The 22,352-nt window shown below is 65.6% G+C and carries 23 protein-coding genes and 1 riboswitch; of the genes, 11 read left to right on the top strand and 12 right to left on the bottom strand.

Annotated features, from left to right (window positions below; translation table 11 throughout):
- Positions 1-41 precede the first annotated feature (41 nt).
- On the top strand, positions 42-1,028 hold the full coding sequence (locus ACPJW8_RS13010; protein WP_330187583.1) for a hypothetical protein: 987 nt from the start codon (positions 42-44) through the stop codon (positions 1,026-1,028).
- 70 nt (positions 1,029-1,098) lie between these two features.
- A complete protein-coding gene (locus ACPJW8_RS13005; RefSeq protein ID WP_330187584.1) occupies positions 1,099-1,497 on the top strand; it encodes a Sec-independent protein translocase TatB in 399 nt (132 codons plus the stop codon).
- Between the two features lie 34 nt (positions 1,498-1,531).
- Here the strand turns inward: ACPJW8_RS13005 and ACPJW8_RS13000 are convergent, their stop codons facing one another.
- From ACPJW8_RS13000 to ACPJW8_RS12990, 3 genes are read right to left on the bottom strand one after another with little or no spacing between them, the layout of a single operon-like run.
- Positions 1,532-2,659 (bottom strand): Mrp/NBP35 family ATP-binding protein, encoded by a 1,128-nt coding sequence (locus ACPJW8_RS13000; protein ID WP_330187585.1) that lies wholly within the window; start codon positions 2,657-2,659, stop codon positions 1,532-1,534.
- A gap of 10 nt (positions 2,660-2,669) precedes the next feature.
- A complete protein-coding gene (locus ACPJW8_RS12995; RefSeq protein WP_425256347.1) occupies positions 2,670-3,377 on the bottom strand; it encodes a DUF1003 domain-containing protein in 708 nt (235 codons plus the stop codon).
- Positions 3,370-4,653: a magnesium transporter MgtE N-terminal domain-containing protein gene (locus tag ACPJW8_RS12990; protein ID WP_330187586.1), complete on the bottom strand. Its 1,284-nt coding sequence runs from the start codon at positions 4,651-4,653 to the stop codon at positions 3,370-3,372. Before ACPJW8_RS12990 ends, ACPJW8_RS12995 begins: the two co-directional genes overlap by 8 nt.
- A gap of 77 nt (positions 4,654-4,730) precedes the next feature.
- On the opposite strand from ACPJW8_RS12990, the gene ACPJW8_RS12985 reads away from it, so the two are divergent.
- Entirely contained in the window at positions 4,731-5,609 is an 879-nt protein-coding gene (locus ACPJW8_RS12985; protein ID WP_330187587.1) for a general stress protein, read from the top strand.
- 147 nt (positions 5,610-5,756) lie between these two features.
- Here the strand turns inward: ACPJW8_RS12985 and ACPJW8_RS12980 are convergent, their stop codons facing one another.
- A complete protein-coding gene (locus ACPJW8_RS12980) occupies positions 5,757-7,337 on the bottom strand; it encodes an aminopeptidase P family protein (protein ID WP_330187588.1) in 1,581 nt (526 codons plus the stop codon).
- Between the two features lie 70 nt (positions 7,338-7,407).
- Between ACPJW8_RS12980 and ACPJW8_RS12975 the strand changes: the two genes are divergently transcribed.
- The 3 genes from ACPJW8_RS12975 (at position 7,408) to ACPJW8_RS12965 (ending at position 9,400) form a co-directional block, all read left to right on the top strand.
- Complete coding sequence (locus tag ACPJW8_RS12975) at positions 7,408-8,253, top strand: PHP domain-containing protein (RefSeq protein ID WP_330187589.1); 846 nt, start codon at positions 7,408-7,410, stop codon at positions 8,251-8,253.
- 8 nt (positions 8,254-8,261) lie between these two features.
- Positions 8,262-8,870: a MarC family protein gene (locus ACPJW8_RS12970; RefSeq protein ID WP_330187847.1), complete on the top strand. Its 609-nt coding sequence runs from the start codon at positions 8,262-8,264 to the stop codon at positions 8,868-8,870.
- 290 nt (positions 8,871-9,160) lie between these two features.
- Positions 9,161-9,400 (top strand): hypothetical protein, encoded by a 240-nt coding sequence (locus ACPJW8_RS12965; protein WP_330187590.1) that lies wholly within the window; start codon positions 9,161-9,163, stop codon positions 9,398-9,400.
- A 65-nt stretch (positions 9,401-9,465) separates the two neighbouring features.
- On the opposite strand, the gene ACPJW8_RS12960 is transcribed toward ACPJW8_RS12965, so the two are convergent.
- The 4 genes from ACPJW8_RS12960 to thiE all read right to left on the bottom strand — a co-directional run bounded on the left by ACPJW8_RS12960 (position 9,466) and on the right by thiE (position 14,582).
- Positions 9,466-10,338 carry a DNA-methyltransferase gene (locus ACPJW8_RS12960; protein ID WP_330187591.1) on the bottom strand — a complete coding sequence of 291 codons (873 nt, stop codon included), beginning with the start codon at positions 10,336-10,338 and terminating at the stop codon, positions 9,466-9,468.
- A gap of 5 nt (positions 10,339-10,343) precedes the next feature.
- The gene (locus tag ACPJW8_RS12955) at positions 10,344-12,053 is read right to left on the bottom strand and encodes a DEAD/DEAH box helicase (RefSeq protein WP_330187592.1); all 1,710 of its coding nucleotides are present in this window, start codon (positions 12,051-12,053) and stop codon (positions 10,344-10,346) included.
- 309 nt (positions 12,054-12,362) lie between these two features.
- On the bottom strand, positions 12,363-13,862 hold the full coding sequence (locus ACPJW8_RS12950; protein WP_330187593.1) for an RNB domain-containing ribonuclease: 1,500 nt from the start codon (positions 13,860-13,862) through the stop codon (positions 12,363-12,365).
- A gap of 54 nt (positions 13,863-13,916) precedes the next feature.
- Positions 13,917-14,582: a thiamine phosphate synthase gene (gene thiE, locus ACPJW8_RS12945; RefSeq protein ID WP_330187594.1), complete on the bottom strand. Its 666-nt coding sequence runs from the start codon at positions 14,580-14,582 to the stop codon at positions 13,917-13,919.
- A gap of 26 nt (positions 14,583-14,608) precedes the next feature.
- Positions 14,609-14,727, top strand: a riboswitch (TPP riboswitch).
- Between thiE and thiO the strand changes: the two genes are divergently transcribed.
- From thiO to ACPJW8_RS12930, 3 genes are all read left to right on the top strand, one after another.
- Positions 14,723-16,045 (top strand): glycine oxidase ThiO, encoded by a 1,323-nt coding sequence (gene thiO, locus ACPJW8_RS12940; RefSeq protein ID WP_330187595.1) that lies wholly within the window; start codon positions 14,723-14,725, stop codon positions 16,043-16,045. Its footprint overlaps the riboswitch before it by 5 nt.
- Positions 16,042-16,278 (top strand): sulfur carrier protein ThiS, encoded by a 237-nt coding sequence (gene thiS / locus ACPJW8_RS12935; RefSeq protein ID WP_330187596.1) that lies wholly within the window; start codon positions 16,042-16,044, stop codon positions 16,276-16,278. The genes thiO and thiS overlap by 4 nt, the downstream gene beginning before the upstream one ends.
- Before the next feature lie 2 nt (positions 16,279-16,280).
- Positions 16,281-17,102, top strand: a complete 822-nt coding sequence (locus tag ACPJW8_RS12930) for a thiazole synthase (protein WP_330187597.1) — start codon at positions 16,281-16,283, stop codon at positions 17,100-17,102.
- A 5-nt stretch (positions 17,103-17,107) separates the two neighbouring features.
- Here the strand turns inward: ACPJW8_RS12930 and ACPJW8_RS12925 are convergent, their stop codons facing one another.
- The 3 genes from ACPJW8_RS12925 to ACPJW8_RS12915 all read right to left on the bottom strand — a co-directional run bounded on the left by ACPJW8_RS12925 (position 17,108) and on the right by ACPJW8_RS12915 (position 18,515).
- A complete protein-coding gene (locus tag ACPJW8_RS12925) occupies positions 17,108-17,413 on the bottom strand; it encodes a hypothetical protein (RefSeq protein ID WP_330187598.1) in 306 nt (101 codons plus the stop codon).
- Positions 17,414-17,504: 91 nt separating this feature from the next.
- Positions 17,505-17,729: a DUF3107 domain-containing protein gene (locus tag ACPJW8_RS12920; RefSeq protein ID WP_330187599.1), complete on the bottom strand. Its 225-nt coding sequence runs from the start codon at positions 17,727-17,729 to the stop codon at positions 17,505-17,507.
- Between the two features lie 90 nt (positions 17,730-17,819).
- Positions 17,820-18,515 (bottom strand): TetR/AcrR family transcriptional regulator, encoded by a 696-nt coding sequence (locus ACPJW8_RS12915; protein ID WP_425256346.1) that lies wholly within the window; start codon positions 18,513-18,515, stop codon positions 17,820-17,822.
- Between the two features lie 83 nt (positions 18,516-18,598).
- Here ACPJW8_RS12915 and moeB point away from each other — a divergent pair, with 83 nt between their 5' ends.
- Positions 18,599-19,798, top strand: coding sequence for a molybdopterin-synthase adenylyltransferase MoeB (moeB, locus tag ACPJW8_RS12910; protein ID WP_330187600.1), 1,200 nt, complete (start codon positions 18,599-18,601; stop codon positions 19,796-19,798).
- A 28-nt stretch (positions 19,799-19,826) separates the two neighbouring features.
- Here moeB and ACPJW8_RS12905 read toward each other — a convergent pair whose 3' ends face one another.
- Entirely contained in the window at positions 19,827-21,188 is a 1,362-nt protein-coding gene (locus ACPJW8_RS12905) for a glutamyl-tRNA reductase (RefSeq protein WP_330187601.1), read from the bottom strand.
- A 66-nt stretch (positions 21,189-21,254) separates the two neighbouring features.
- On the opposite strand from ACPJW8_RS12905, the gene hemE reads away from it, so the two are divergent.
- Positions 21,255-22,349 (top strand): uroporphyrinogen decarboxylase, encoded by a 1,095-nt coding sequence (gene hemE / locus ACPJW8_RS12900; RefSeq protein ID WP_330187602.1) that lies wholly within the window; start codon positions 21,255-21,257, stop codon positions 22,347-22,349.
- Positions 22,350-22,352: the final 3 nt, after the last annotated feature.

The raw sequence follows: 22,352 nt of genomic DNA, 5'->3' as shown, positions 1-22,352 counted from the left end.
GTGCCGAGCACCTGCGCACTTGCACTGACTGCCAGGCGGCAGTGGACCGCGAGCGGCGGTACCTGGAAAGGCTCCGGGCTGCTGAAATTCCTGCTGCGAGTACCGATTTCACCGCAAGGCTCCTTGAACGCACGCATGTGCTGGCGGCCGCGCCGGAGCCGGCCAGTGCGCCTCACGGCTTTGCCGTTCGCGTCGTTGCGGTTTCCGCTTCCGGTGCCCTCGCAGCTGCGGGCGTGTTGACTGCTACCGCCCTTTTGATGGCCGGTGATCCTGCGCCCATGGCGGAACGCCCGACGTCGGTCTCCGCCCTGAGCCTGCTGTCGCCAGCTCCAGCGGAGGTGCCGGCAAACGGAGGCAGCCGCGATAATGCCGCAGGTGCGGCAGGCGCCATAGACGCGGGTTCTGCGGAGCCGGCAATGTCCCGGACTCTTTCGGCGGCCGACCTGGATTCCCTCCGGGAATCGGGTTGGGCATGCCCGGTCCTGGAAGACCTGGGCTTCCGCGTGGTGTCAGCCAAGGCCGTTGAGGTCCAGGATGCGCCGGCTGTTGAACTGCATCTCTCCAACGGCACACAACGAGTCACCGTGGTGGAGCAGCGCGATGCTGCAGACCCTGCTTCAGCCGCTGACGGTCCGCCGGTTTCTTCTGTCCCTGTTAACCTCCAGACGGGCCGTTCCGCCGTTGACGATGGATTTGTGGCTGTGCCCGAACTCCTGACGGGTTCAGGTGCCGTCAGAGGCAGTGCGGCCGTTTGGGTCCGGGCCGCCGAACCCATGGCCATGATCTACCGTTCCCGAACCGCCACCCTCAGTTTCTACGCAGAGGCCGGACACGGCGCCGCCGCTCCGGACCACGTCGCAGCGCTGGTCGAAATGGCACATGCCGATGCGGCCGCCGGGCAGGGTGTATCCGCCGCAGCGCCGGTGGAACCGGGCGAATCGAAGGCGGTTGGAGCGCCGCATGACGAGCCCCTGACGGAGCGCCTTGCCCGTGGATTCCGGCACATGCTGGGCCTGCCCGTTCCCTGAAATCAGCGGCTTCCGGCAACAGAGTTGCCTGAATCGTCACTTGTGCCCAAGAGAGGGTAATCTTCCTAAGGTGTTTGGAATCAACGGCGCGGAGTTCTTTCTTCTGCTGATCATCGGCATCCTCGTGATCGGCCCCCAAAGGCTGCCCGAATACACCCAGAAGCTCGCCAACCTGGTCAGGGAAGTCCGCCGGATGGCTTCCGGGGCCCGCGAGCAGATCAAGGACGAGGTCGGCATCGATATCGATGAGGTCGACTGGAAGAAATACGATCCGCGCCAGTACGATCCCCGCCGCATCATCAAGGAAGCCCTCCTGGACGACGCCCCAGCTGCCGCCGCCGCTCCTGCTGCCGTGGCCGCCGCAGCTGCCGTTGCAGCGCAGGAGAACACCAAGCCGGCACCGCCCCAGCGCGTCATTCCGCGGCTGGCAGACGGCGAACAGGCACCGTTCGACACCGAAGCCACCTAGCCGGACACCTGAGCCGCTGGACCTGACCGCTCCGCTAGCGCGGCTGCAGGCCCAGTTTTATGTCGGCGAGACCCCGGGGCCTGGCCGCCAGCTTTCCTGCGATGCCTTCCAGCGCCTGGGCGGCCGCCGTCCCGGGATCTCCAAGGACGATGGGGGTGCCGGCGTCACCACCTTCACGCAGTTTGATGTCCAGCGGGATCTGGCCGAGCAACGGAACGTTTCCCTCCACGGTGGCTGAGAGCCGCTCCGCAAGCAATGCCCCGCCGCCACTGCCGAAAAGGTCCATCCGGCTGCCGTCCGGCAGGTCCAGGTAGGACATGTTTTCCACGACTCCGGCGACCTTCTGCCCGGTCTGCGTGGCGATGGCCCCGGCCCGCTCGGCAACATCTGCCGCGGCGGACTGTGGAGTAGTGACCACCAGGATTTCAGCCTTGGGCAGCAGTTGCGCCACGGAGATGGCGATGTCGCCGGTGCCCGGGGGCAGATCCAGGAACAGTGCGTCCAGGTCACCGAAGTACACGTCCGTCAGGAACTGCTCCAGCGCCCGGTGCAACATCGGGCCCCGCCAGGCAACGGGCTGGTTGCCGGCCACGAACATGCCGATCGAGATCACTTTGACCCCATAGGCCACGGGCGGCAGGATCATGTCATCCACCCGCGTGGGCGCCTGCGTGATTCCCATCAGCGCAGGAACGGAGAAACCATGCACATCGGCGTCCACAATGCCCACCCTCAGGCCCCGGGCTGCAAGCGAGCAGGCCAGATTAACTGTCACCGACGACTTGCCCACACCGCCCTTGCCGCTGGCCACTGCGAAGACCTTGGTCAGCGAGTCCGGCTGGTTGAAGGGGATGCCACGCTGCCCGCCTGCGCCGCGCAGGAGCTCCTTGAGCGCATCACGCTGCGCCTGGCTCATAACCTTAAGCTCGACGTCGACACCCGTCACGCCAGGGACAGCCGCCAATGCGGCGCGGGAGTCCTCGGTGATGGTGTCCCTGAGCGGACACCCGGAGATGGTGAGGAGCACCACCAAAGACACCCTGCTGGCGTTGGAAATCTCCACGGACTCCACCATCCCCAACTCCGTGATGGGGCGGCGGAGCTCCGGATCGATGACTGTGGCCAGGGCGGCGTTAACGGCCTCCTGCAGTGGACTGCTCACGGATCAGTGCTCAGCTTTCAGTGGGTTCGGCAGGAGGTGTGGGTCCGGCGTCGGGCCTGCGGATCTTGGGGATCTGCTGGGTCCGGGGACTGCGGCGTTCCCGCTTGTCCTTGCTCCGGTCCTTCGCTTTGTCCCGCGACGGATCCTGGCCGGTGCTGTGCGAGGGATCGTGGTGGTGTTGTTCCTCCTGGGCTTCAAGGAGGTCCTCCAGGAGGGAACGCAGCTCGGCCCGCACGTAGTCACGCGTCGCAACTTCCCGCAGCGCGATGCGCAGCGAGGCGAGCTCCCGGGTGAGGTATTCGGTATCTGCAAGATTGCGTTCGGCCCGCTGCCGGTCCTGCTGGAGCGAGACGCGGTCGCGGTCATCCTGCCGGTTCTGCGCGAGCAGCAGCAGGGGCGCGGCATAGGAGGCCTGCAGCGAGAGCATCAAAGTGAGCAGCGTGAAGCCGAGGTCCCTTGAATCGAACTGCCAGCTGGCCGGGGCCAGTGTGTTCCAGACCAGCCAGAACAGGCAAAACACCGTCATGTAGAAGAGGAACTGAGGCGTGCCCATAAAACGCGCAAAGCCCTCCGTGGCGTGTCCGAACGCGTCAGGGTTGGGGGAGAGCTTGGGCAGCAGCCGCTGGCGGCCGCTGAGCGGCGTGTCGAGGCCTCCCGACCGGGACTTCTGGTGGCGCTGGGAGTCGTGGGACCCCTTAAACGGGTTCGGTTCAGCCAATGCGTCCTCCGAGCTTCCTTATAGGCGTTTCACCCTCGTGGGCGCGCCAGTCATCAGGCAACAAGTGATCCAGGACGTCATCAACAGTCACCGCCCCCACAAGGTGCCCGTCTTCATCGACGACGGGAAGCGAGTTGAGGTTGTACGTGGCCAGGTTGCGTGCGACTTCGCTGATGTGGGCGTGGTCTGATACCGGCTCCAGGTTCTTGTCCACCAGGTTGCCCAGGGGCTCTGGCGGGGGGTAGCGGAGCAGCTGCTGGATATGGACCACACCAAGGAACCGGCCGGTAGGCGTTTCCAGCGGCGGGCGGGCAATGAAGATCGACGACGCCAGGGCAGGGGAGAGCTCCTCGCGCCGCACGTGGGCCAGGGCTTCGGCCACCGTCGCTTCCGGAGGCAGGATCACCGGCACCGGAGTCATCAGGCCGCCAGCGGTGTCTTCGTCGTATTCGAGCAGGCGGCGGACGTCCTCGGCACCTTCAGGCTCCATAAGCTGCAGCAGTTCTTCCGCCTGGGCGCTGGGGAGTTCGGCCAGGAGGTCCGCGGCGTCATCCGGGTCCATCTCCTCAAGGACGTCGGCGGCGCGTTCAACGTCCAGGGCGGAGAGGATTTCCACCTGGTCGTCCTCCGGCAGCTCCTGGAGGACATCTGCCAGCCGTTCGTCCTGGAGCTCGCTGGCCACCTCAAAGCGCCGTTTGTCGCTCATTTCCTGCAGGGCTTCGGCGAAGTCAGCGGGTTTCAGGTCCTCGTGGGTGGCAACGAACTGGGTAGCACCCTGCGGTTCGGTGCGGGGTCCGTGGACGGCGTCGGCCCAATCGATGATGAGTGTTTCGTTCCGCCGGAGCCTGCTGAGCGGTGACAGAGAGTGGCCGCGCCGGACAAAGAGTTTGCTGACAAACCAGTCCCGGGATCGCTGCTGGTCCATGGCGATGTCTTCGATGGTGGCGTCGCCGCTGCCATCAGTGAGGGTCACGCGGCGATCGAACAGCTCAGCCACCACCAACATTTCGGCGCCCCGCTGCTCAAAGCGGCGAAGGTTCACCAGGCCGGTGCAGATGATTTGTGTCTGGTCGATCGACGTAATGCGGGTCATCGGCACGAACACGCGCTTCTTGCCGGGAACTTCGACGACGATGCCCACCACATGCGGCGCCCCACGGGTTCCGCGGGAGAGCACCACAACGTCCCTCAACCGGCCCAGGCGGTCGCCGAGCGGGTCAAAGACGTCCAGTCCGAGGAGGCGCGCAACAAACACGCGCGAAACATTGGTGCTCACTTCTACAGGCTACCGAGTCTGCTCTCTTTTAGCTGAATCTGCAGCAGACACTCAGGTGGATGGGCAAGAATGGGACCATGGCAAACATCTTTGGTACTCCCAGGGCCGGGGGGCCCGCCGGCCCTGACGAGTTCCGGACCGTTCCCACAGGCGACACCGTAGGCACCTACACGTCCTACCTGGACGCCCAAAAGGCAGTCGACTACCTCGCGGACCAGCAGTTTCCGGTGCAGATGGTCTCCATCGTGGGCAACGACCTCAAAATGGTGGAGCGCGTCACCGGCCGCCTGAGCTATCCGCGTGTGGCGCTCTCCGGCGCATTGAGCGGCATGTGGTTCGGCCTCTTCGTCGGCGTGCTGCTGTCCTTCTTCTCCACATCTCCGGGCTATTTTTCCATCATGACCTCGGTGCTGATGGGTGCGGCCTTCTTTATGCTGTTCGGCATCGTCACCTACGCCATGCAGCGCGGGAAGCGTGACTTTACGTCCACCAGCCAGGTCGTGGCCACCAGCTACAACGTGGTGGTTTCCCCGGAAGCGGCCCACGAAGCCCGCCGGCTCCTGCAGCAGCTTCCCATGAACAGCGCTGATGCCGGAGGAAACCGGCCCTACCCCGCGCAGCCGTGGCAACAGCCCGGACAGCAACCCTGGCAGCAGCCGGGGCAGGCTCCGGGGCAGGCCCCCGAACGTCCTTCCGGCTGGGCGGACCCCTACGGCCAGCAACAGGGACAGCCCCAGGCCCAGCAGCCGCCGGCAGGAGCTGTTCCCGCCGGTGAGCCCCAGCAGCCGGCCCAGCAGCCACGGTCCGCAGTACGCTACCCGGACCTTCCGGATGGCCGTCCGCAGTACGGCATCCGGGTCACCGAGGACAAGCCGGCGGAAGAGCACGGCAAACCCCAAAGCGATGCCCGTGAGGGCTCCGAAGGCAACGGCGACGGGACACCCCGCCAGCAGTAAGGCCCCGCAAGTACGGCAACAAAAAAGGGACGGCGCAGGCCGTCCCTTTTTTGTTGCCCCCAATCCCCAGGTAGCTGGCAGATAACGTCGTCATGAGCGTTCATAACGACGTTATCTGCCAGCCAGTTGGGAGGGCGGCGGGTACGTTCAGCTGGCGGCGTCGGCGTCGCGCAGGATGCCGGCCATCCAGTCCTCGACGTCCTCCGGCGTGCGGGGAAGGGCCGCGCTGAGGTTGAGGGGACCGTCAGCGGTCATCAGGACGTCGTCCTCGATCCGGACGCCGATGCCACGGTATTCCTCGGGGATGGCGAGGTCCTCTTCCTTGAAGTACAGGCCGGGCTCAATGGTGAACACCATGCCTTCGGCCAGGACACCGTCCAGGTAGAGCTCACGCTTTGCCTGGGCGCAGTCGTGCACGTCAAGGCCAAGGTGGTGGCTGGTGCCGTGGGGCATCCAGCGCCGGTGCTGCTGGCCGTCCGGGCTGATTGCTTCCTCGACGGAGACGGGCAGCAGTCCCCATTCGGCCAGGCGTTCGGCCAGGACGGTGGTGGCTGCCGTGTGGATGTCGCGGAACAGTGCGCCGGGGCGGGCCGCGGCGAACCCGGCGTCTGCGGCGTCGAGGACCGCCTGGTACACCTTGCGCTGGACATCGGTAAAGGTTCCGGTGGCCGGCAGGGTGCGGGTGACGTCCGCCGTGTACAGCGAATCAGCTTCGACGCCGGCGTCCAGCAGGAGGAGTTCGCCTGCGTTGACCTGGCCCGTGTTCCGTGTCCAGTGGAGGATGGTGGCGTTGTTGCCGGAGGCGGCGATGGTGTCGTAGCCGAGCTCGTTGCCCTCTTCCCGGGCCCGGGCGAAGAAGGCGCCCTCCACCACACGCTCGCCGCGCGGGTGTGTCAGTGCCCGCGGAAGGGCACGGACGACGTCGGCGAATCCTTCCACGGTGGCGTTGACGGCAATCTGCATCTGTTCAATTTCCCACTGGTCTTTGTGCAGGCGCAGCTCTGACAGCGCCTCGGGCAGCTTTTCATCAAGCGCATCGAGTGCTTCAAGGTCCAGGTTTTCGGGGTCGCGGGCGGTGTTGTACCGGGCGGTGTCCACCAGGGCGTCGATGTTCTCATCCACCTTGCGGACCAGGCGGATGGAGATGCCGCCGATTTCCGGGGCGCCAACGTCCTTGGTGATAGCCAGTTCCAGGCCATCAATGTGGGCGGTGGGCAGGCCCAGCCGGGCTTCGAATTCGGCCAGCGTGGGTCGGGGGCCGATCCAGAATTCACCGGAACGGGAATCTGCGTAGAACTGCTCGGTGTCCCGGCCTGCGAGCGGACGGAAGTAGAGCGTGGCGTGGTGGTTGCCGCCGTCGTCACCCGTCCCTTCGGCGACCGGTTCCAGGATCAGGACGGCGTCCGGCTCGTGGTCAAGGCCCAGGCCCGTGAGGTGCGCGAATCCGGAATGGGGACGGAACCGGTAGTCGCAGTCGTTGGACCGGACCTTGAGCGGGCCGGCAGGGATGACAAGCCGTTCACCCTTGAACAGCTTCGAAATGGCCAGACGACGCCGCGCTGCGTGGTCTGCCACGGCATCGCGGGGCGGCAGGGTGGTGTCTGCAGGTGCCCAGTTGCTGGCCATAAAGGCCTTGAAGGCGGGGGAGTTGGGCCGCTGGGAGCGGTTGTTGACACGCTCTTCCAGGGGCTGGGAAGCGGAGAGTTGGATGTTTTCTGCGTCATTCACGGTCCCATCGTCTCACCACCGCTCCGGCTGTGGCCAACAGCGGGGGCACGGGGTCAATTAGGCTTGGCTGGTGAAGATCGACCTGCATGCACATTCGAATGTGTCCGACGGCACTGAGACGCCCGCGGACGTTATGGCATCCGCGGCCAGGGCGGGCCTTGACGTGGTGGCCCTGACAGACCATGACTCCACTGACGGCTGGGCTGAGGCCTCGCTGGCGGCCGTCCGGGAGGGAATCGCCCTGGTCCCCGGCATGGAAGTCTCCTGCCGCACAGAGCAGGGAATCAGCGTCCACCTGCTGAGCTATCTTCACGATCCCACGCACCCCGGGCTGCTTGAAGAGATCACCAAAGCCAAGGACGCCCGCCTGACCCGGGCGGAGCGTATGGTGTCCCTGCTCGCCGAGGACTACCCACTGACCTGGGACGACGTGATCCACCACGTTGCACCGGGGGCCACCATGGGCCGGCCGCACATTGCGGACGCACTGGTGGCAGCCGGAGTGGTGAGCGACCGCACCGAGGCCTTCACCTCGATCCTGACATCCCGTTCCCGCTACTTCATCCAGCACTACGCACCTGAGCCGGCGCTCGCCGTCGAACTTGTCCGTGCCGCAGGCGGCGTGCCCGTGTTTGCCCACCCCGTGGCATCAGCGCGGGGACGGATTGTGGGGGAGAAGACCTACATGGAAATGATCGACGCCGGCCTGGCCGGGTTGGAGATCGACCACCGGGACAATCCGGAGGAAGGCAGGGAGTTCCTCCGCAGGCTCGCGGCCCGCCACGACCTGCTGATCACCGGCTCCTCCGATTACCACGGAACGGGCAAGCCCAACCTCCTGGGCGAGAACACCACTGATCCGGAGGTCTTCGCCCGCATTGAAGCCATGGGCACGGGGACGCAGGTGATCCGCTGATGGAGTGGATCGACCTGCAACTCCTGGCGTCCGTCGTCGTCACCCTGTTTGTGATTATGGATCCGCCCGGAACGGTCCCGATCTTTATGTCCCTCACGGCCCAGATGCCGGCGAAGGACCGCAACCGCTCCGCCCTCCAGGCACTTCTGGTGGCCACCGGCGTGATCGTGGCCTTTGCGATCTTCGGCCAGTCCATCCTGAACTACATGCACATCTCGCTCGCTGCGCTCCAGGGTGCCGGCGGCCTGCTGCTGGTGCTCATCGCCCTGCAGCTGCTGACCGGCTCAACCAGCGGCGAGGAGAAAGCAGCCAAGTACAAGAACGTCGCGTTTGTTCCGCTGGGTACCCCCTTGATGGCAGGACCCGGCGCCATTGTGGCCGTGATGGTTTTTGTACAGCAATCCTCTACGCCGCCGCAGTTCCTCGCCGTTGGACTCGGCATCGCCGCCACCCTCGCCTCCCTCTACCTGGCCATGCGCTTCGCAGGGGTGGTCCAGCGCGTCCTGGGCGAGAACGGTGTTGAACTGGTCACCAGGATCGCCGGGTTGCTGCTGTCTGCCATCGCCGTGCAGATGATCGCGGACGCCGTTCACTCATTCGTCCAGAGCTGGTCCTGACGCTGTCCGGACGCATGTTTCCTCCGGCGTCTTGACGAAAGCTTGGAACTGAGTAATCTTGCGTGTGCTGGGGAGCGGCACCTCACGCCGCCTCAGCCAGAACCCAGGTCTCGTCGTCATGCACCAACCATTCACGGTTAGACGGAGAGAAAACCATGTTCAGAAAGTAACTCGCCGCGGCCGGCCTCACAGCCGCATTCTTGTTTGTTCCGGTGGCCGCCAACGCCCTGGATTGCGCCAATGTCAGCAGGCCCGCCGCTGACTGCGGAGCGGAATGTACGAACGGGCCGGTGATCAAGGGAAACTGGGCGTGGCTGCCCAGCGTCTTCCCCGGCGCCCAGGAGTCCTGGGTCTTTGTGCCGCCCGGTACCATCCCCGACCTGCCGGGCGAAGGCGGAAACTACCAGAATGGCGGAGGCTACGCGCTGCTGGTCAACGCGATCTGCGACTCCCACGGCTCCGTGTTGATGAACCGGCAGGGCGATCACGGGATTCAGCTGATAGAGGGCTGCACGGGGGCTCCGCACTAACCAACCGGCCCATCTGGGTGGCAGATAACGTCGTAATGAGCGCTCGTCACGACGTTATCTGCTGGTTAGTTGGGTGGGAAGGACAGGACTTCCGCGTGGGCACCCAACCGCTTGGTCATCACGTCAATGGCGGGCTGGTTCTGGTCCACACAGACGAACTTGCGGCCCAGTTTCGCCGCCACCGCGCCGAGAGTCCCGGAACCTGCGAAGAAGTCCAGGCACCAGTCATCAGGCCGGCTTGAGGCGGATACAACCCGCCGCACCAGGCCTTCGGGCTTCTGGGTGGGGTAGCCGGTTTTTTCCTTGCCCGTGGGCGAAACAATCGTGTGCCACCAGACGTCTGTGGGCAGCTTCCCGAGCTCACGCTTGGCCGGCGTCACCAGCCCCGGTGCCATGTACGGCTCGCGGTCCACCTCGGCGTTGTCGAAGTGGTACTTCGCCGGATTCTTCACGTACACGAGGATGTTGTCGTGCTTGGTGGGCCAGCGGTTCCTGGCCCGTGCGCCGTAGTCGTACGCCCAGATGATCTCGTTGAGGAAGCACTCGCGGCCGAAGATGGCATCCAGCATCACCTTGGCGTAATGCACCTCGCGGTAGTCCAGGTGCAGGTACAGCGTGCCGTCGTCGGCCAGCAGACGCCAGGCCTCCACCAGCCGCGGTTCCAGGAAGGACCAGTAGTCGCTGAAGGCGTCGTCGTAGCGGTGCAGGGCGCCCTTGATGGTGCTGTAGGAACGGCCTTTGAAGCCGACGCGGTCGCCGTCGCCCTCCACCGAGTACACCATCTTGGTTTCCTGGCGCCGCTGCACCCGGCCGGTGTTGAACGGCGGGTCCACATAAATGAGTGTGAAGGCGCCGTCCGGCAGCGTGGGGAGGAATTCAGCGTTGTCCGCGTGAACCACCAGGTTGCTGCCGTCCGGCGCCCAGACGGATTCGGCCATACGGGCTACGGCGCCCCGGTGCTGCTCTGGCCGGCACCGTTCGAGTCGGTGCCACTGACCACTTCACCGTTGCGGCGCCGGGTACGGGTCCGGCTGCGGCGGGCACGCGAGGGCTGCTCGGCGTCGGCCTTTGCTACCGAGTCCGCGGCAGGTGCTGCGTTTCCTTCCGCAGGGGTGCTGTCAGTGGACGTACGACGGCGGCGTCCCCCGGCTTCGCCGTCACGGTCGCGGCTCCTGCCACGGCTGCTGTCGCGGCCGGCGCGTTCGCGGTCCCCGCCGCGGTTGCGGTCCCGGTCGCCGCCGCGGTTGCCGGATCCGGAGCGCGGGTTCTTCTTTCCGGTCTCGCCCAGGTCCTCCAGGACCTCTGCGTCAACACCGGCAAGGACGCGCTTATCGCGGGGGAGGCGGCCCTTGGTGCCCTCGGGAATGTCCAGTTCCTCGTACAGGTGCGGCGAGGAGGAGTAGGTTTCCACGGGCTCGGGAACACTCAGGCCCAGGGCCTTGTTGATGAGGCCCCAACGCGGCATGTCATCCCAGTCCACGAAGGTGACGGCGGTGCCCTTGTTGCCGGCTCGGCCGGTGCGGCCAACGCGGTGCAGGTAGATCTTTTCGTCCTCGACGCACTGGTAGTTGATGACGTGGGTGACATCGTCGACGTCGATACCGCGGGCGGCAACGTCGGTGGCCACCAGGACGTCCACCTTGTTGTTGCGGAAGGCGCGCAGCGCCTGTTCGCGGGCACCCTGGCCGAGGTCGCCGTGGATGGCGGCGGCGGCGAAGCCGCGGTCCACCAGTTCCTCGGCCACCTTGGCAGCGGTGCGCTTGGTTTTGGTGAAGATGATGGTACGGCCGCGGCCCCGTGCCTGGAGGATGCGGGAAACCACCTCAATCTTGTCCATGCTGTGGGCACGGTAGATGAGCTGGCGGATGTCCCGCTTGGTCAGGCCCTCGTCATCCGGATCAGCCGCCCTGATGTGCGTGGGCTGCGTCATGTAGCGGCGGGCCATGGCGATGACCGGGCCGGGCATGGTGGCGGAAAACAGCAGCGTCTGGCGGACGGCAGGCGTGCCGGCAATCAGGGTTTCGACGTCCGGCAGGAAGCCGAGGTCAAGCATTTCGTCGGCCTCGTCGAGGATGACCATCTTGACGTTCTTGAGGTTGAGGTGCTTCTGCTTGTAGAGGTCGATCAGGCGGCCGGGAGTGCCCACCACTACCTCGACGCCCTTCTGCAGTGACTCGATCTGCGGCTCGTAGGCGCGGCCGCCGTAGATGGTGGCGATGCGGGCGTTGCGCTTGCGGGACGCGGTCTGGAGATCGTTGGCCACCTGGACGGCCAGCTCGCGGGTGGGGACGATCACCAGCGCCTGCGGGGCGCCCGGGACGGGGAGCTTGTCAAAGCCGGCATCGTCACGGCCCAGTACGCGCTGCAGGGCGGGAATGCCGAAGCCGAGGGTCTTGCCGGTACCGGTCTTGGCCTGGCCGATGATGTCGTGGCCGGTGAGCGCTACGGGAAGCGTCATTGCCTGGATGGGGAAAGGGTGGGTGATTCCGGCATCGGCGAGGGATTCGACGATGTCTGCGCGGACGTTGAAGTCGGCGAACGTTTTCTCTTCGATCTCGTGCGGTTTTTCGTCCGAAATGATGGTTTCTTCCGGTTCAATCGATTCGACGCCGGACTCGTCAGTCAAAAGCTGGTGCGTGTGCAATTCACTCACAGTGGAGTTTCCTTATTCATTTGGGCTGCGCGGCCTGCTCAACGGCACGGCCGGGAAGGCCATTCCGGAGCATGCTCTGACGCGCAGGCAATTCCAGTGGAAGCCGATCGCGGGCTATCTGATGCTGGCACTGGTGACCAACGGGTGTGTCTCAAGATCGCGTAGGGGCGGGCTTGTTGAATTTGAATTTCTGCAAAATCAACGACCGGGCATCCATTTCTACCCCTTCAGTCTAGCTGCAAGGCCACGGATTACCGGACGGGCCGGGACGCGACGCGCGCAGGAGCGTGAAAGGAACGGGCAAAAGGGTCAGTCCACCAGTTCGAAGTGGACGTGCCGGGTGGCGATATCGGCGCTCAGCAGCCGCACCCGGACCACAGTGCCGGACTCCAGCTCCCCGGAGCATCGGGCGGTGACCGCAGGCTCCGCGATCTGGATGGTCCCGGACGGCCCGCCGTTGCCGTTGGACTTCCCGTTGCCGTTGGAGTTGCCATTCGTGCTGTTGCCGTTTGGTTTGGCCGGCTTTGAACCGGAGATGACAGTGGCCTCGAATTCCTGGCCAACATGGTTGACCAGCAGGGCTGCTTCAACGGTGTCCAGCGCCATGCGCTCCATCCTTCCGGCCAGCTGGTCCGAGGAAGCCATAATGGCCGGCAGCTGGGCCAATGCTTCCCTGGCCCAGACCGGCACGTCCCGCCCATTGCTCAGGGCCTCACAGATGACCAGCACAAAGCGGTCCACCAGCCTGCGGAGGGGAGCGGTGGTGTGGGCGTACGGCGCACCAATGGCGGACTGCACCGAATCGGCGGGGACGGCGCCGTCGAACGTTGTGTATCCCGCGCCGCGGAACAGCATCCCGGCAGAGTGCAGGATGGCCAGTTGGCGGGGCTCGGTGGGGTCAAGCGTACGCAGGTATTCGCCGTAGCTGAGGGCGTCATCCCAGGGCTTGCCCAGCGCTGTGGTCTGCCGCTTGAAATGGCGCAGGGACCGCTCATCCGGCGCCGGCATGGTCCGGAGGATGCCCACCTTGCCGGCCACCATGAGGGAGGCCGCGGCCATCCCGGTCATGAGGGAAATCTGGGCGTTCCAGTCCTCAACAGGAAGCTGCGGTGCCGCGGCAATCCGGTAGCCGCCGTCGGGCAGCTGCACGATCTCCTGCTCCGGCATGTTCAGGCTGGCACCGCCGCGGGCCCGTTCCAGGTCAACACGCTTCAGGCCCACTTCCTTCAGCAGTTCCAGCATGGGAGCGGCCGTGCCGGAGTCCAGGTCAGCCTGGACTCCCGCGTAGCTCAGTTTTGCCCTGCTGCGCACGGCGGCCCGGTTGACCCGCGTGGATTCGACGACGGCGTCCGCAGCCAGCCGGAATTCCCACACGTATGCCGAGCACAGCTGGTCTGCGAGGAGGCTGCCTGCCTGCTCGCTGATGATTTCGGGGTGGAGCGGGATCCGGCCGTCAGGTGCATAGAACGTCTGGCCCCGGCGACGCGTTTCGGCATCGAGTGGCCCGCCCGGCGTCACAAAGGAGGGAACATCCGCGATCGCGTACAGCACCTTGTAGCCGTCGCCGTCGCGCTCGATGTACAGGGCCTGGTCCAGGTCCGTAGAGGACGCCGGGTCAATGGTGACAAATTCGACGTCGGTCAGGTCCAGTTCAGGCAGCTGGTGGTTTTCGACGGCGGTTGTAGCGTCCTTGAGCGCGTCATCCGGGAAGGGACCGGGCAGCTCCAGTTCCGTCCGCAGCGCGCTCAGCGCGTCCGCAAGGGCGTTGTTCCGGTCGTGGACGTTGGGTCCCAGGCGATGGTAAGACACGAAATTCAGCGTAGCCCGAATCCGGCCGTTAGTCCCGGACCGCCCGCCCGCCAGCTAACGGGCGTCGAGGGCAGACAGCAGCCCGGCAGCGGCTTCGGCGGGATCGGCGGCATCGGTGATGGCCCGCACTACTACGATGCGGCGCGCTCCGGCCTCCACCACCTGCCGGACGTTGCTGTGGTCGATCCCGCCGATGGCGAACCACGGCACCTCAGGCGAACCAGGCGTGCCGGCGGCCGCAGCTGCGTGGCGCACCAGATCCAGACCGACGGCGGCGCGCCCCGGCTTGGTGGGGGTGGCCCAAACGGGGCCGACGCAGAAGTAGTCCAGGTTGCCGGTGCGGGCGTCCGCAAGGGCAGCGTCCACCTGCTGGGGCGTGTGCGAGGACCGGCCAACCACCGGAGCCGGTCCGAGCACGGTGCGCACCTTCGCTGTGGGCAGGTCCTTCTGGCCCACGTGGAATACGGGGGCGCCGGACAGCAGCGCAATGTCCGCGCGGTCATTTACCGCCCACAACCGTTCGTGACGCTCTGCGGCCTCGCGGACCACCTCCAGGAGTTCCAGTTCCTGGGCGGCCTCAATCGTCTTGTCGCGCAGCTGGATAATGTCCACTCCGCCCGCGTACGCGGCGTCAACGAAGGTTTTGAAGTCCCCCCGGTCGAGGCGGGCGTCGGTGCAGAGGTAGAGGCGGGCAGAACTGAGGTCCGGGCGGGCTGTCATGGATCCAGCCTAATTCCTCTAAGCTGGTGTGGTACTGCGGGAGCCAATATGACCGTCACGGAGACGGCAGGCTGAGAGGGCTTCAGAGCCGACCGCTTGACCTGATCCGGCTAATACCGGCGTAGGGAAGGATTCCACGGATGGTTGCTTCAGGCCCACAGGCCCAAACGGTTCGTGCCGATGCCGCCGTAATCGGCGGAGGAGTGATCGGCCACTCCATAGCCTGGGAACTCCAACGCACCGGCCGCAAGGTGGTGCTGATCGATGACGCCCCCGGAACCGGGGCAAGCTGGGCCGCAGCCGGGATGCTGGCCGCCGTCAGCGAATACCACTACCAGGAAGAGGAACTCCTTGACCTGATGGTGGAATCCGCCGGACTCTGGCCCGGGTTTGTGAAGGTCCTGGCCCAAAATGCCGCTTCCGCTACGGGATACCGGACGACGCCGACGCTCACGGTCGGTGCCAGTGCTGCGGACCGCACCGCGCTCCTTGACCTGCGCCGGGTCCAGGTGGAGCGCGGCCTGGGTGTGGAACCGCTGACCATCAGGGAAGCGCGCAGCCGTGAGCCGTTATTGAGCCCGGGTATTTCCTGTGCCCTGGACACGCCGGGTGACCACCAGGTGGATCCCCGGCTGCTGGTCGCCGCGCTTCGCGAAGCGCTGGGCCGGCACCAGGGAGGCGGTACCGCCGTCGAAGGTGCCCTGCACGGTTTTGCCCTGCCGGACAGGGCAGCAGCCCTGATACACGACGGCGGCAGGATCGCCGGAGTGCGCCTGTCCGGCGGCGGAGAGGTACTGGCTGCGGAAACGATTGTGGCCAACGGTCTCCAGGCCGGCGACCTGGCCGGCCTGCCGGAAGGCCTGGCGCTGCCGCTGAGGCCGGTCCACGGCGACATCCTGCGGTTGCGTGTCCCGGAGCACCTGCGTCCGCTGCTCACGGCAACCATCCGGGGCCTTGTCCATGGCGTCCCGGTCTACATCGTTCCGCGCACCGACGGAACGGTGGTTATCGGAGCCACGCAGCGCGAAGACCGGCTCGCAGGAACCGGCAGCGGCGGAACCGCCTCCGGCACGGCAACTCCCATGGCATGGACCGCAGTCTCCGCCGGCGGCGTCTACCAGCTCCTCCGGGATGCCCAGCAGTTGGTTCCGGCCGTGGCGGAACTGGAACTTCTGGAAGCAACCGCCCGCGCCCGGCCCGCGACTGCAGACAACGCCCCTCTCCTGGGCAGGGTCGGATCGGCGGCGGGGGACATCCCGGGACTGATCATTTCGACCGGGTTCTTCCGCCACGGCGTGTTGCTCGCTCCTGTGGCCGCCCGGATCTGCCGTGAACTGGCGGACGGCGAACCGGATCCACGCTGGGCGGCATTCCGCCCCGACCGCTTTTCAGGGGATCGCCCACCACCCGTTGCTGCGCGGCCTTCCCGACATTTCCCACTCGAACACCAGGAATCACGATGAACATTACCCTTAACGGCAAAGACCACCCGCTGGATCCCGGCACCACGCTGAGCGCACTGGTTACCGGGCTTACCGGCCGTCCGCTGGCGGCCAACGGACAGGCCACCGACGGAAGGAAGCTGGGCGTTGCCGTAGCGCGCAATGCCGCGGTAGTTCCGCGCAGCCAATGGGCTGCCACGGCGCTCGCCGACGGCGACGACATCGAAATTGTTACTGCTGTACAAGGAGGCTAGGAATGTCTGAACAGATGACCGGACAAGTAAGTGGACCGGCTACGACGGCGGCCCTGGCGCCGCTGGTGATTGACAGCGTCGAACTCGGTTCCCGCCTGATCATGGGGACCGGCGGGGCGCCCAGCCTGGACGGCCTGGGGGCGGCGCTGGTGGCGTCCGGAACGGAACTGACCACCGTTGCCATGCGCAGGTATTCGCCGGCGGAAACCGGGTCCCTCTTCCAGCTCCTGGCGGACCAGGGGATCAGGGTGCTGCCCAACACAGCAGGCTGCTTCACGGCACGCGATGCCGTCCTCACGGCGGAGCTCGCCCGCGAGGCGCTGGAAACGGACTGGGTCAAGCTTGAGGTGATCGCGGATGAGCACACCTTGCTCCCGGATGCCGTGGAGCTTGTGGAGGCTACGGAGCAGCTGGTCAACCGCGGATTCAAGGTGTTTGCCTACACCAATGACGATCCCGTCCTGGCACTGCGCCTGGAAAACCTTGGCGCAGTGGCCGTGATGCCGCTGGGGTCCCCGATCGGGACAGGCCTGGGCATCCTGAACCCGCACAACATCGAGCTGATAGTTTCCAGGGCGTCAGTGCCGGTGGTACTTGACGCCGGAATCGGCACGGCCTCGGACGCAGCCCTGGCCATGGAACTGGGCTGCGACGCCGTCCTCCTGGCCACAGCCGTGACCCGCGCGCAGGATCCGGTGTTGATGGCAACTGCCTTCAGGCACGCGGTCCAGGCCGGCAGGCTTGCCCGGCTGGCAGGGCGTATTCCGCGCCGCGAGCACGCTCTCGCTTCCTCTGCGATGGAAGGCCGCGCCGAGTTCCTCTGACGGGATTAGCTGCGGCGCAGGATCTGCGTCAGCCGGTGGATGTCATGAACGTGACGCGTGCGGCCCAGGTAGATGGCCGCAGCCACGGCTGCCAGGGAACCTACCACCATGGGTAGGATCCACGGCAGCCAGGTCAGCCCCGGCCGGTAGGAGAATCCGGCCATAATGCAGATGATCCACGCCAGGACCCCGATTGCCACGGCAACCCCGGCGGGAAGGACCATACCGTACTTCGTATGGCGTTTGTCGTTCGCCCACACAATGAAGCCGGCGGCCACGAGGACCAGGACCACGATCACCAGCGAAAGCATAAATCCTCCTTGGATAAAGCTGCCTACAACCGGACCGCCCCGGCTTGAGCCGGAGCGGTCCTTCTACGGAACGGGAGTCGGTCGAACAGAACTAGAGCTGGCCGAAGCCCACCCGGCGCTGTTCCTCGGCGCCGATTTCCACGTAACCAAGGACGCTGGCGGGAACAATGATCACGCGGCCCTTGTCGTCCGTCAGGCGCAGTTCATTCTTCTGGCCGATGGCGTCTGCGACGAGCTTGGCTACGGCATCAGCGTCCTGCGCGGACTCCAGCACAATTTCCCGGCCGACGTTCTGAATGCCGATCTTTACTTCCACAGCGAGGCCTCCCAGCCGATCAAAGGTTCAGTCTTTCAACAATGTCTTGCAAAGATGCTGCAGCGTTCAACTGCAACCTCCAGTTGTACTCTAGGTCTCCTTGGGGAAACGAGAGATTCCGCGCCAAGCTAAACGGTAGATGAGATCGCTGGCCACTTCGAGGTCCAGGTCACCGTCAGTTTCCAGCCAATAGCGGGCACTGACCTGCGCCATGCCAGTCAACCCGCGGCCCAGCAGCTGCGCCTCAAGCTCCGGCAGCTTGGTGTCCTCGGCGATCACCCCGGCCACGGCGTCGGCAAATGTTTTATTGAAGGTCTCCAGCCGGGAACTGACGTCGGGATCGTTGATCAGGTCCGATTCAAAGACCAGCCGGTGCGCCTGATCGTCCGCCGCAATGAACTGGAAGTAGGCCCGCATCACCGCCTGCACGCGTTCCTTGTTGTCATGGGTGGAATTCAGGGCGCTGAGCATCAGTTCGGTCAACGACGCCAGATGGCTCTCCAGCAGGGCAATATACAGTTCCCGCTTGGACGGAAAATGCTGATACAGGACCGGCTTGCTCACCTGGGCGGTCTCCGCGATTTCGTCCATGGCGGCACCGTGGTAGCCGTTGGCTACGAAGACCTCCAGCGCGGCCGTCAGCAGCTGCGCCCGGCGCTCATCCCGGGGAAGCCGGGCGGAACGCTGGCCTGCAGGCTTGCCCTGGCTGACGGCCGGCGCACCGGTTGTGGCTGCTACGGGTCCATGATCGGTTCGTGCCCGCTCAACGGGTGCTGGATTGCCCACTGTGCCCTGCTTTCACTTGCTGTTATGACCACTTTACTTCGCAGTAATATGACCTGCCGGTATCCGGGGGCATACATTGAAGTATGGCTTCGACAATCCCGTCATCTGCAACCGCCGTACAGCTCGATCCGTTGGTGGAACCTTCCGCCGGGCTGACCACTGATGAGGTGGAGCGGTATTCCCGGCACCTGATCATTCCCGAAATCGGCAGTATTGGCCAGCGCCGGCTGAAGAACGCCCGGGTCCTGGTCATCGGGGCAGGCGGCCTGGGTTCGCCCGCGCTGTTGTACCTCGCGGCGGCCGGCGTGGGAACCATCGGAATCGTGGACGATGACACAGTGGACCCCAGCAACCTCCAGCGCCAGGTGATCCACGGCGTTGAGGACGTTGGCCGGCCCAAGACCGAATCAGCAAGGGACGCCATCGCCTCCCTGAACCCCCTGGTGGACGTGCGCCTGCACAACGTCCGGCTGGATTCGGGCAACGCACTGGACTTGTTTGCCGACTACGACCTCATCCTGGACGGGGCGGACAACTTCGCAACCCGGTACCTGGTGAACGATGCCGCTGCCATCCTGGGCAAACCGTACGTGTGGGGTTCAATCTTCCGCTTCGACGGGCAGGTCAGCGTGTTCTGGGAGAAGCATGGGCCCAGCTACCGCGACCTGTACCCCGAAGCGCCGCCGGCAGGTTCTGTCCCCTCCTGCGGTGAGGGCGGCGTGTTCGGCATGCTGTGCGCCGCTGTTGGATCCCTGATGGTCACCGAGGCAATCAAGCTGATCACCGGCGTCGGACGTTCCCTGCTGGGCCGGGTGGCACTCTTTGATGCACTCGGCGGAAGCTGGCGCGAGATCCGCGTGGAACGCGACCCCGAGGCCCAGCGGGTCACCGAACTGACGGACTACGAGGCCTTCTGCGGCATAGAACCTGCGACGCAGACGGACAGCGGCCACACCGTGACAGCCACGCAGCTGGCCACCATGCTCGCCGCACGCAAGGCCGGTCTGAAGGATTTCGAACTCGTGGATGTCCGCGAAACCGGCGAACACGACATCGTCAGCATCGATGGCTCCGTGCTGATCCCGCAGGGCCGGATCCTGGCCGGGGAAGCCTGGGCCGAACTGCCCCAGGACCGTGACATTGTGTTCCACTGCAAGGCCGGAACCCGGTCCGCGAACGTCCTCGCAGCGGCGCGCAAGGCAGGCTACGAGCGGGTGAGCCACCTGGACGGCGGCATTCTTGCCTGGGTGAGGGACGTGGAGCCGGACAAGCCTGTTTACTGACTGGCTTTACTGACGGGCGGCGCGGAGGTTAGGCCGTGCCGCGAAGCCGGCCGGCCTCATGCGGCGCGGCAGCATGTGCGTCTGCGGCCGCCGAGTGGTCCACGGGGCATTCAGCAGCTTCCGGGGCAGAGGCAGGCTGGTCCACGGTGATTCCATACAGGGTTTCCAGCGCAGCCACGTAATCGTCCTGCTGGCCCTTTGCCGCAAGCTCACGGGCGCGGACTGTGGGGACATGAAGCAGCTGCTTGACCATGCGGCGAAGCGCGAACTCCACTTCCTCCGCAGCGGCCGTGCAGCCATGGCGGGCCCGGACCTTTTCCATTTCCGTATCCAGCACGTTCATGGTGTGCCGGCGGAGCGCCACGATCGCGGAGTCGGCAGCCCGGGCGTCCCGTTCCTGCTCAAAGGCCCGTGCAGCCTCGGAAACAATGCTGCCGGCCCGGGAGAGCGCTTCGGCCTGTTCATCGGGTGCTGCCAGCCTGACGGACTCAAGCGTGAGCAGTTCGACGCCGTCAAGCTCGCCAACTGCTGGATCAAAGTCATGGGTCAGTGCGAGGTCGATCGCGATCAGGGGCTGCGGCGAGTTGGCGCGCACCTCCGCGAGTTCCGTCGCCTCAACACGGGAATCGGAGCCGCTGCAGCCGATCATGACATCGGCGGCCGCAACGGCCGGACGCAGCGACGTGCTGTCCAGGGCGGTGCCGCCGCGGCTGGCGACGAAGCCGGGAGCGCGGCCGGATGAGGAGAAGACGGAAATGTCAGTGCAGCCGCGTTCACGCAGCAGGGCCATGGTGGCGCCGGCATAGGCTCCGGTGCCGAACAGGACAACCTTCTTGGTGCTCCAGTCGGGATTCTCGGACAAGTCGGTGGCAAGATCCAGTGCCACTGACACAATGGACAGGCCACGCGAGCCGAGAGCGGTCTGGGCGCCGACGTCCTTGGCGGTTTTTGAGGCCGCCTGGAAAAGACGGACCAGCCCGGAACTTGCGGTGCCTTCATGCTGGGCGGTGATGAGGGCGCGGCGGACCTGGCCCGCGATCTCACGTTCGCCGACAACCGCGGAATCAAGGCCGGAACTTACCGCGAAGAGGTGCTTGGTGACGTCGCTGCCCATGCGCGTGTCAAAGGAGCGGGAAACCAGCTGCTCATTGAGGCCACTGACTTCGCTGACCTGGGCAACGAGCGCCGCCCGGGCCGCCTCGACATCATCTGGGTGGGATGCCTCGCCGTAAATTTCGTAGCGGTTGCAGGTGGCCAGCACAACGGCACCCGTCACTTCCGGCGCTCCGGCAAGGGCGGATGTGGCGATCCCTGAAGCACCGTTGCTCAGCTGAGCAACGGTCTCAAGATCGATGTCGGCGTGTGTAGCCACCAATGAAAAAAGAACCACAGCAGAACAATCATAGCTTTTTCGGTGGCGTGTAGAACAACTGGCCGGACGTGCCACAATCGAAGCATGACTTCCAGCCCCGCCGTGACACGTGCCGGCACCCTTGACGCCGCACACCCGCTGATGGATGGCCGCACGGCAAATTCTCCCCTGATCACTGCGTACCGGGGCGGCAAGCCGTCCCGCCGGCCCGTGTGGTTCATGCGGCAGGCCGGCCGTTCGCTGCCGGAGTACCTCAAGGTCCGTGAAGGCATTGGCATGCTGGACTCCTGCCTTCGGCCCGAACTTGCGGCGGAAATCACACTGCAGCCCGTGCGCCGGCACGACGTCGACGCCGGCATCTTCTTCTCCGACATCGTCATTCCGCTCAAGCTGGCGGGCGTCGGCGTGGACATCGTTCCCGGCGTGGGCCCGGTCCTTGACCACCCCGTCCGGACGGCTGCCGACGTCGCGGCCCTCCCGCAGCTCACCTGGGAGGCCCTGGAGCCCATCCGTGAAGCAGTCCGCCTGACGGTGGCCGAGCTGGGCAGCACCCCGCTGATCGGTTTTGCCGGAGCCCCGTTTACGCTGGCTGCCTACATGGTGGAGGGCAAGCCATCCCGGGACCACCTGGGACCGCGCACCATGATGCACGCGGACCCCGAAACCTGGCAGGCCCTGGCTACCTGGGCGGCCGACGCCTCCGGGCTTTTCCTGCGAGCCCAGCTGGAAGCCGGCGCCTCCGCCGGGCAGCTGTTTGATTCCTGGGCAGGATCCCTGGGCCTGGCTGATTACTCCAGGTTCGTGGCGCCCGCATCTTCCCGCGCCCTTGACCACGTACGTGGGCTGGGTGCCCCGCTGGTGCACTTCGGCACCGGTACCTCGGAGCTGCTGGTGGCCATGCACGACGTCGGCGTGGACGTGATGGGCGTGGACTACCGGTTGCCACTTGATGAAGCCAACCGCAGGCTGGGCGGCAAGGTACCGCTGCAGGGGAATATCGATCCTGCACTGTTGCCGGCTCCCTGGGAAGTCCTTGAGGCGCACGTCCGCGAGGTCATCGCTGCCGGTGCCGGAGCCCCGGGCCACGTGCTCAACCTGGGCCATGGTGTTCCGCCGGAAACGGATCCCACGGTCCTGACCCGGGTTGTTGAGCTGATCCACTCCATTTCCCCGGAGTAGGCC

Origin of the sequence: Pseudarthrobacter sp. J47, from assembly GCF_049810315.1 — a bacterium.
GTDB lineage: Bacteria > Actinomycetota > Actinomycetes > Actinomycetales > Micrococcaceae > Arthrobacter.
This window is presented reverse-complemented; position numbering and strand designations above follow the sequence as displayed.

Bases quoted from the DNA above. Each gene is read 5' to 3' on its own strand.
- ACPJW8_RS12985 (WP_330187587.1), top strand. From the start codon at position 4,731: ATGGCAAACATCTTTGGTACTCCCAGGGCCGGGGGGCCCGCCGGCCCT.
- ACPJW8_RS12960 (WP_330187591.1), bottom strand. From the start codon at position 10,338: ATGGCCGAATCCGTCTGGGCGCCGGACGGCAGCAACCTGGTGGTTCAC.
- thiE (WP_330187594.1), bottom strand. From the start codon at position 14,582: ATGACAGCCCGCCCGGACCTCAGTTCTGCCCGCCTCTACCTCTGCACC.
- thiO (WP_330187595.1), top strand. From the start codon at position 14,723: ATGGTTGCTTCAGGCCCACAGGCCCAAACGGTTCGTGCCGATGCCGCC.
- thiS (WP_330187596.1), top strand. From the start codon at position 16,042: ATGAACATTACCCTTAACGGCAAAGACCACCCGCTGGATCCCGGCACC.
- ACPJW8_RS12930 (WP_330187597.1), top strand. From the start codon at position 16,281: ATGTCTGAACAGATGACCGGACAAGTAAGTGGACCGGCTACGACGGCG.
- ACPJW8_RS12925 (WP_330187598.1), bottom strand. From the start codon at position 17,413: ATGCTTTCGCTGGTGATCGTGGTCCTGGTCCTCGTGGCCGCCGGCTTC.
- moeB (WP_330187600.1), top strand. From the start codon at position 18,599: ATGGCTTCGACAATCCCGTCATCTGCAACCGCCGTACAGCTCGATCCG.
- hemE (WP_330187602.1), top strand. From the start codon at position 21,255: ATGACTTCCAGCCCCGCCGTGACACGTGCCGGCACCCTTGACGCCGCA.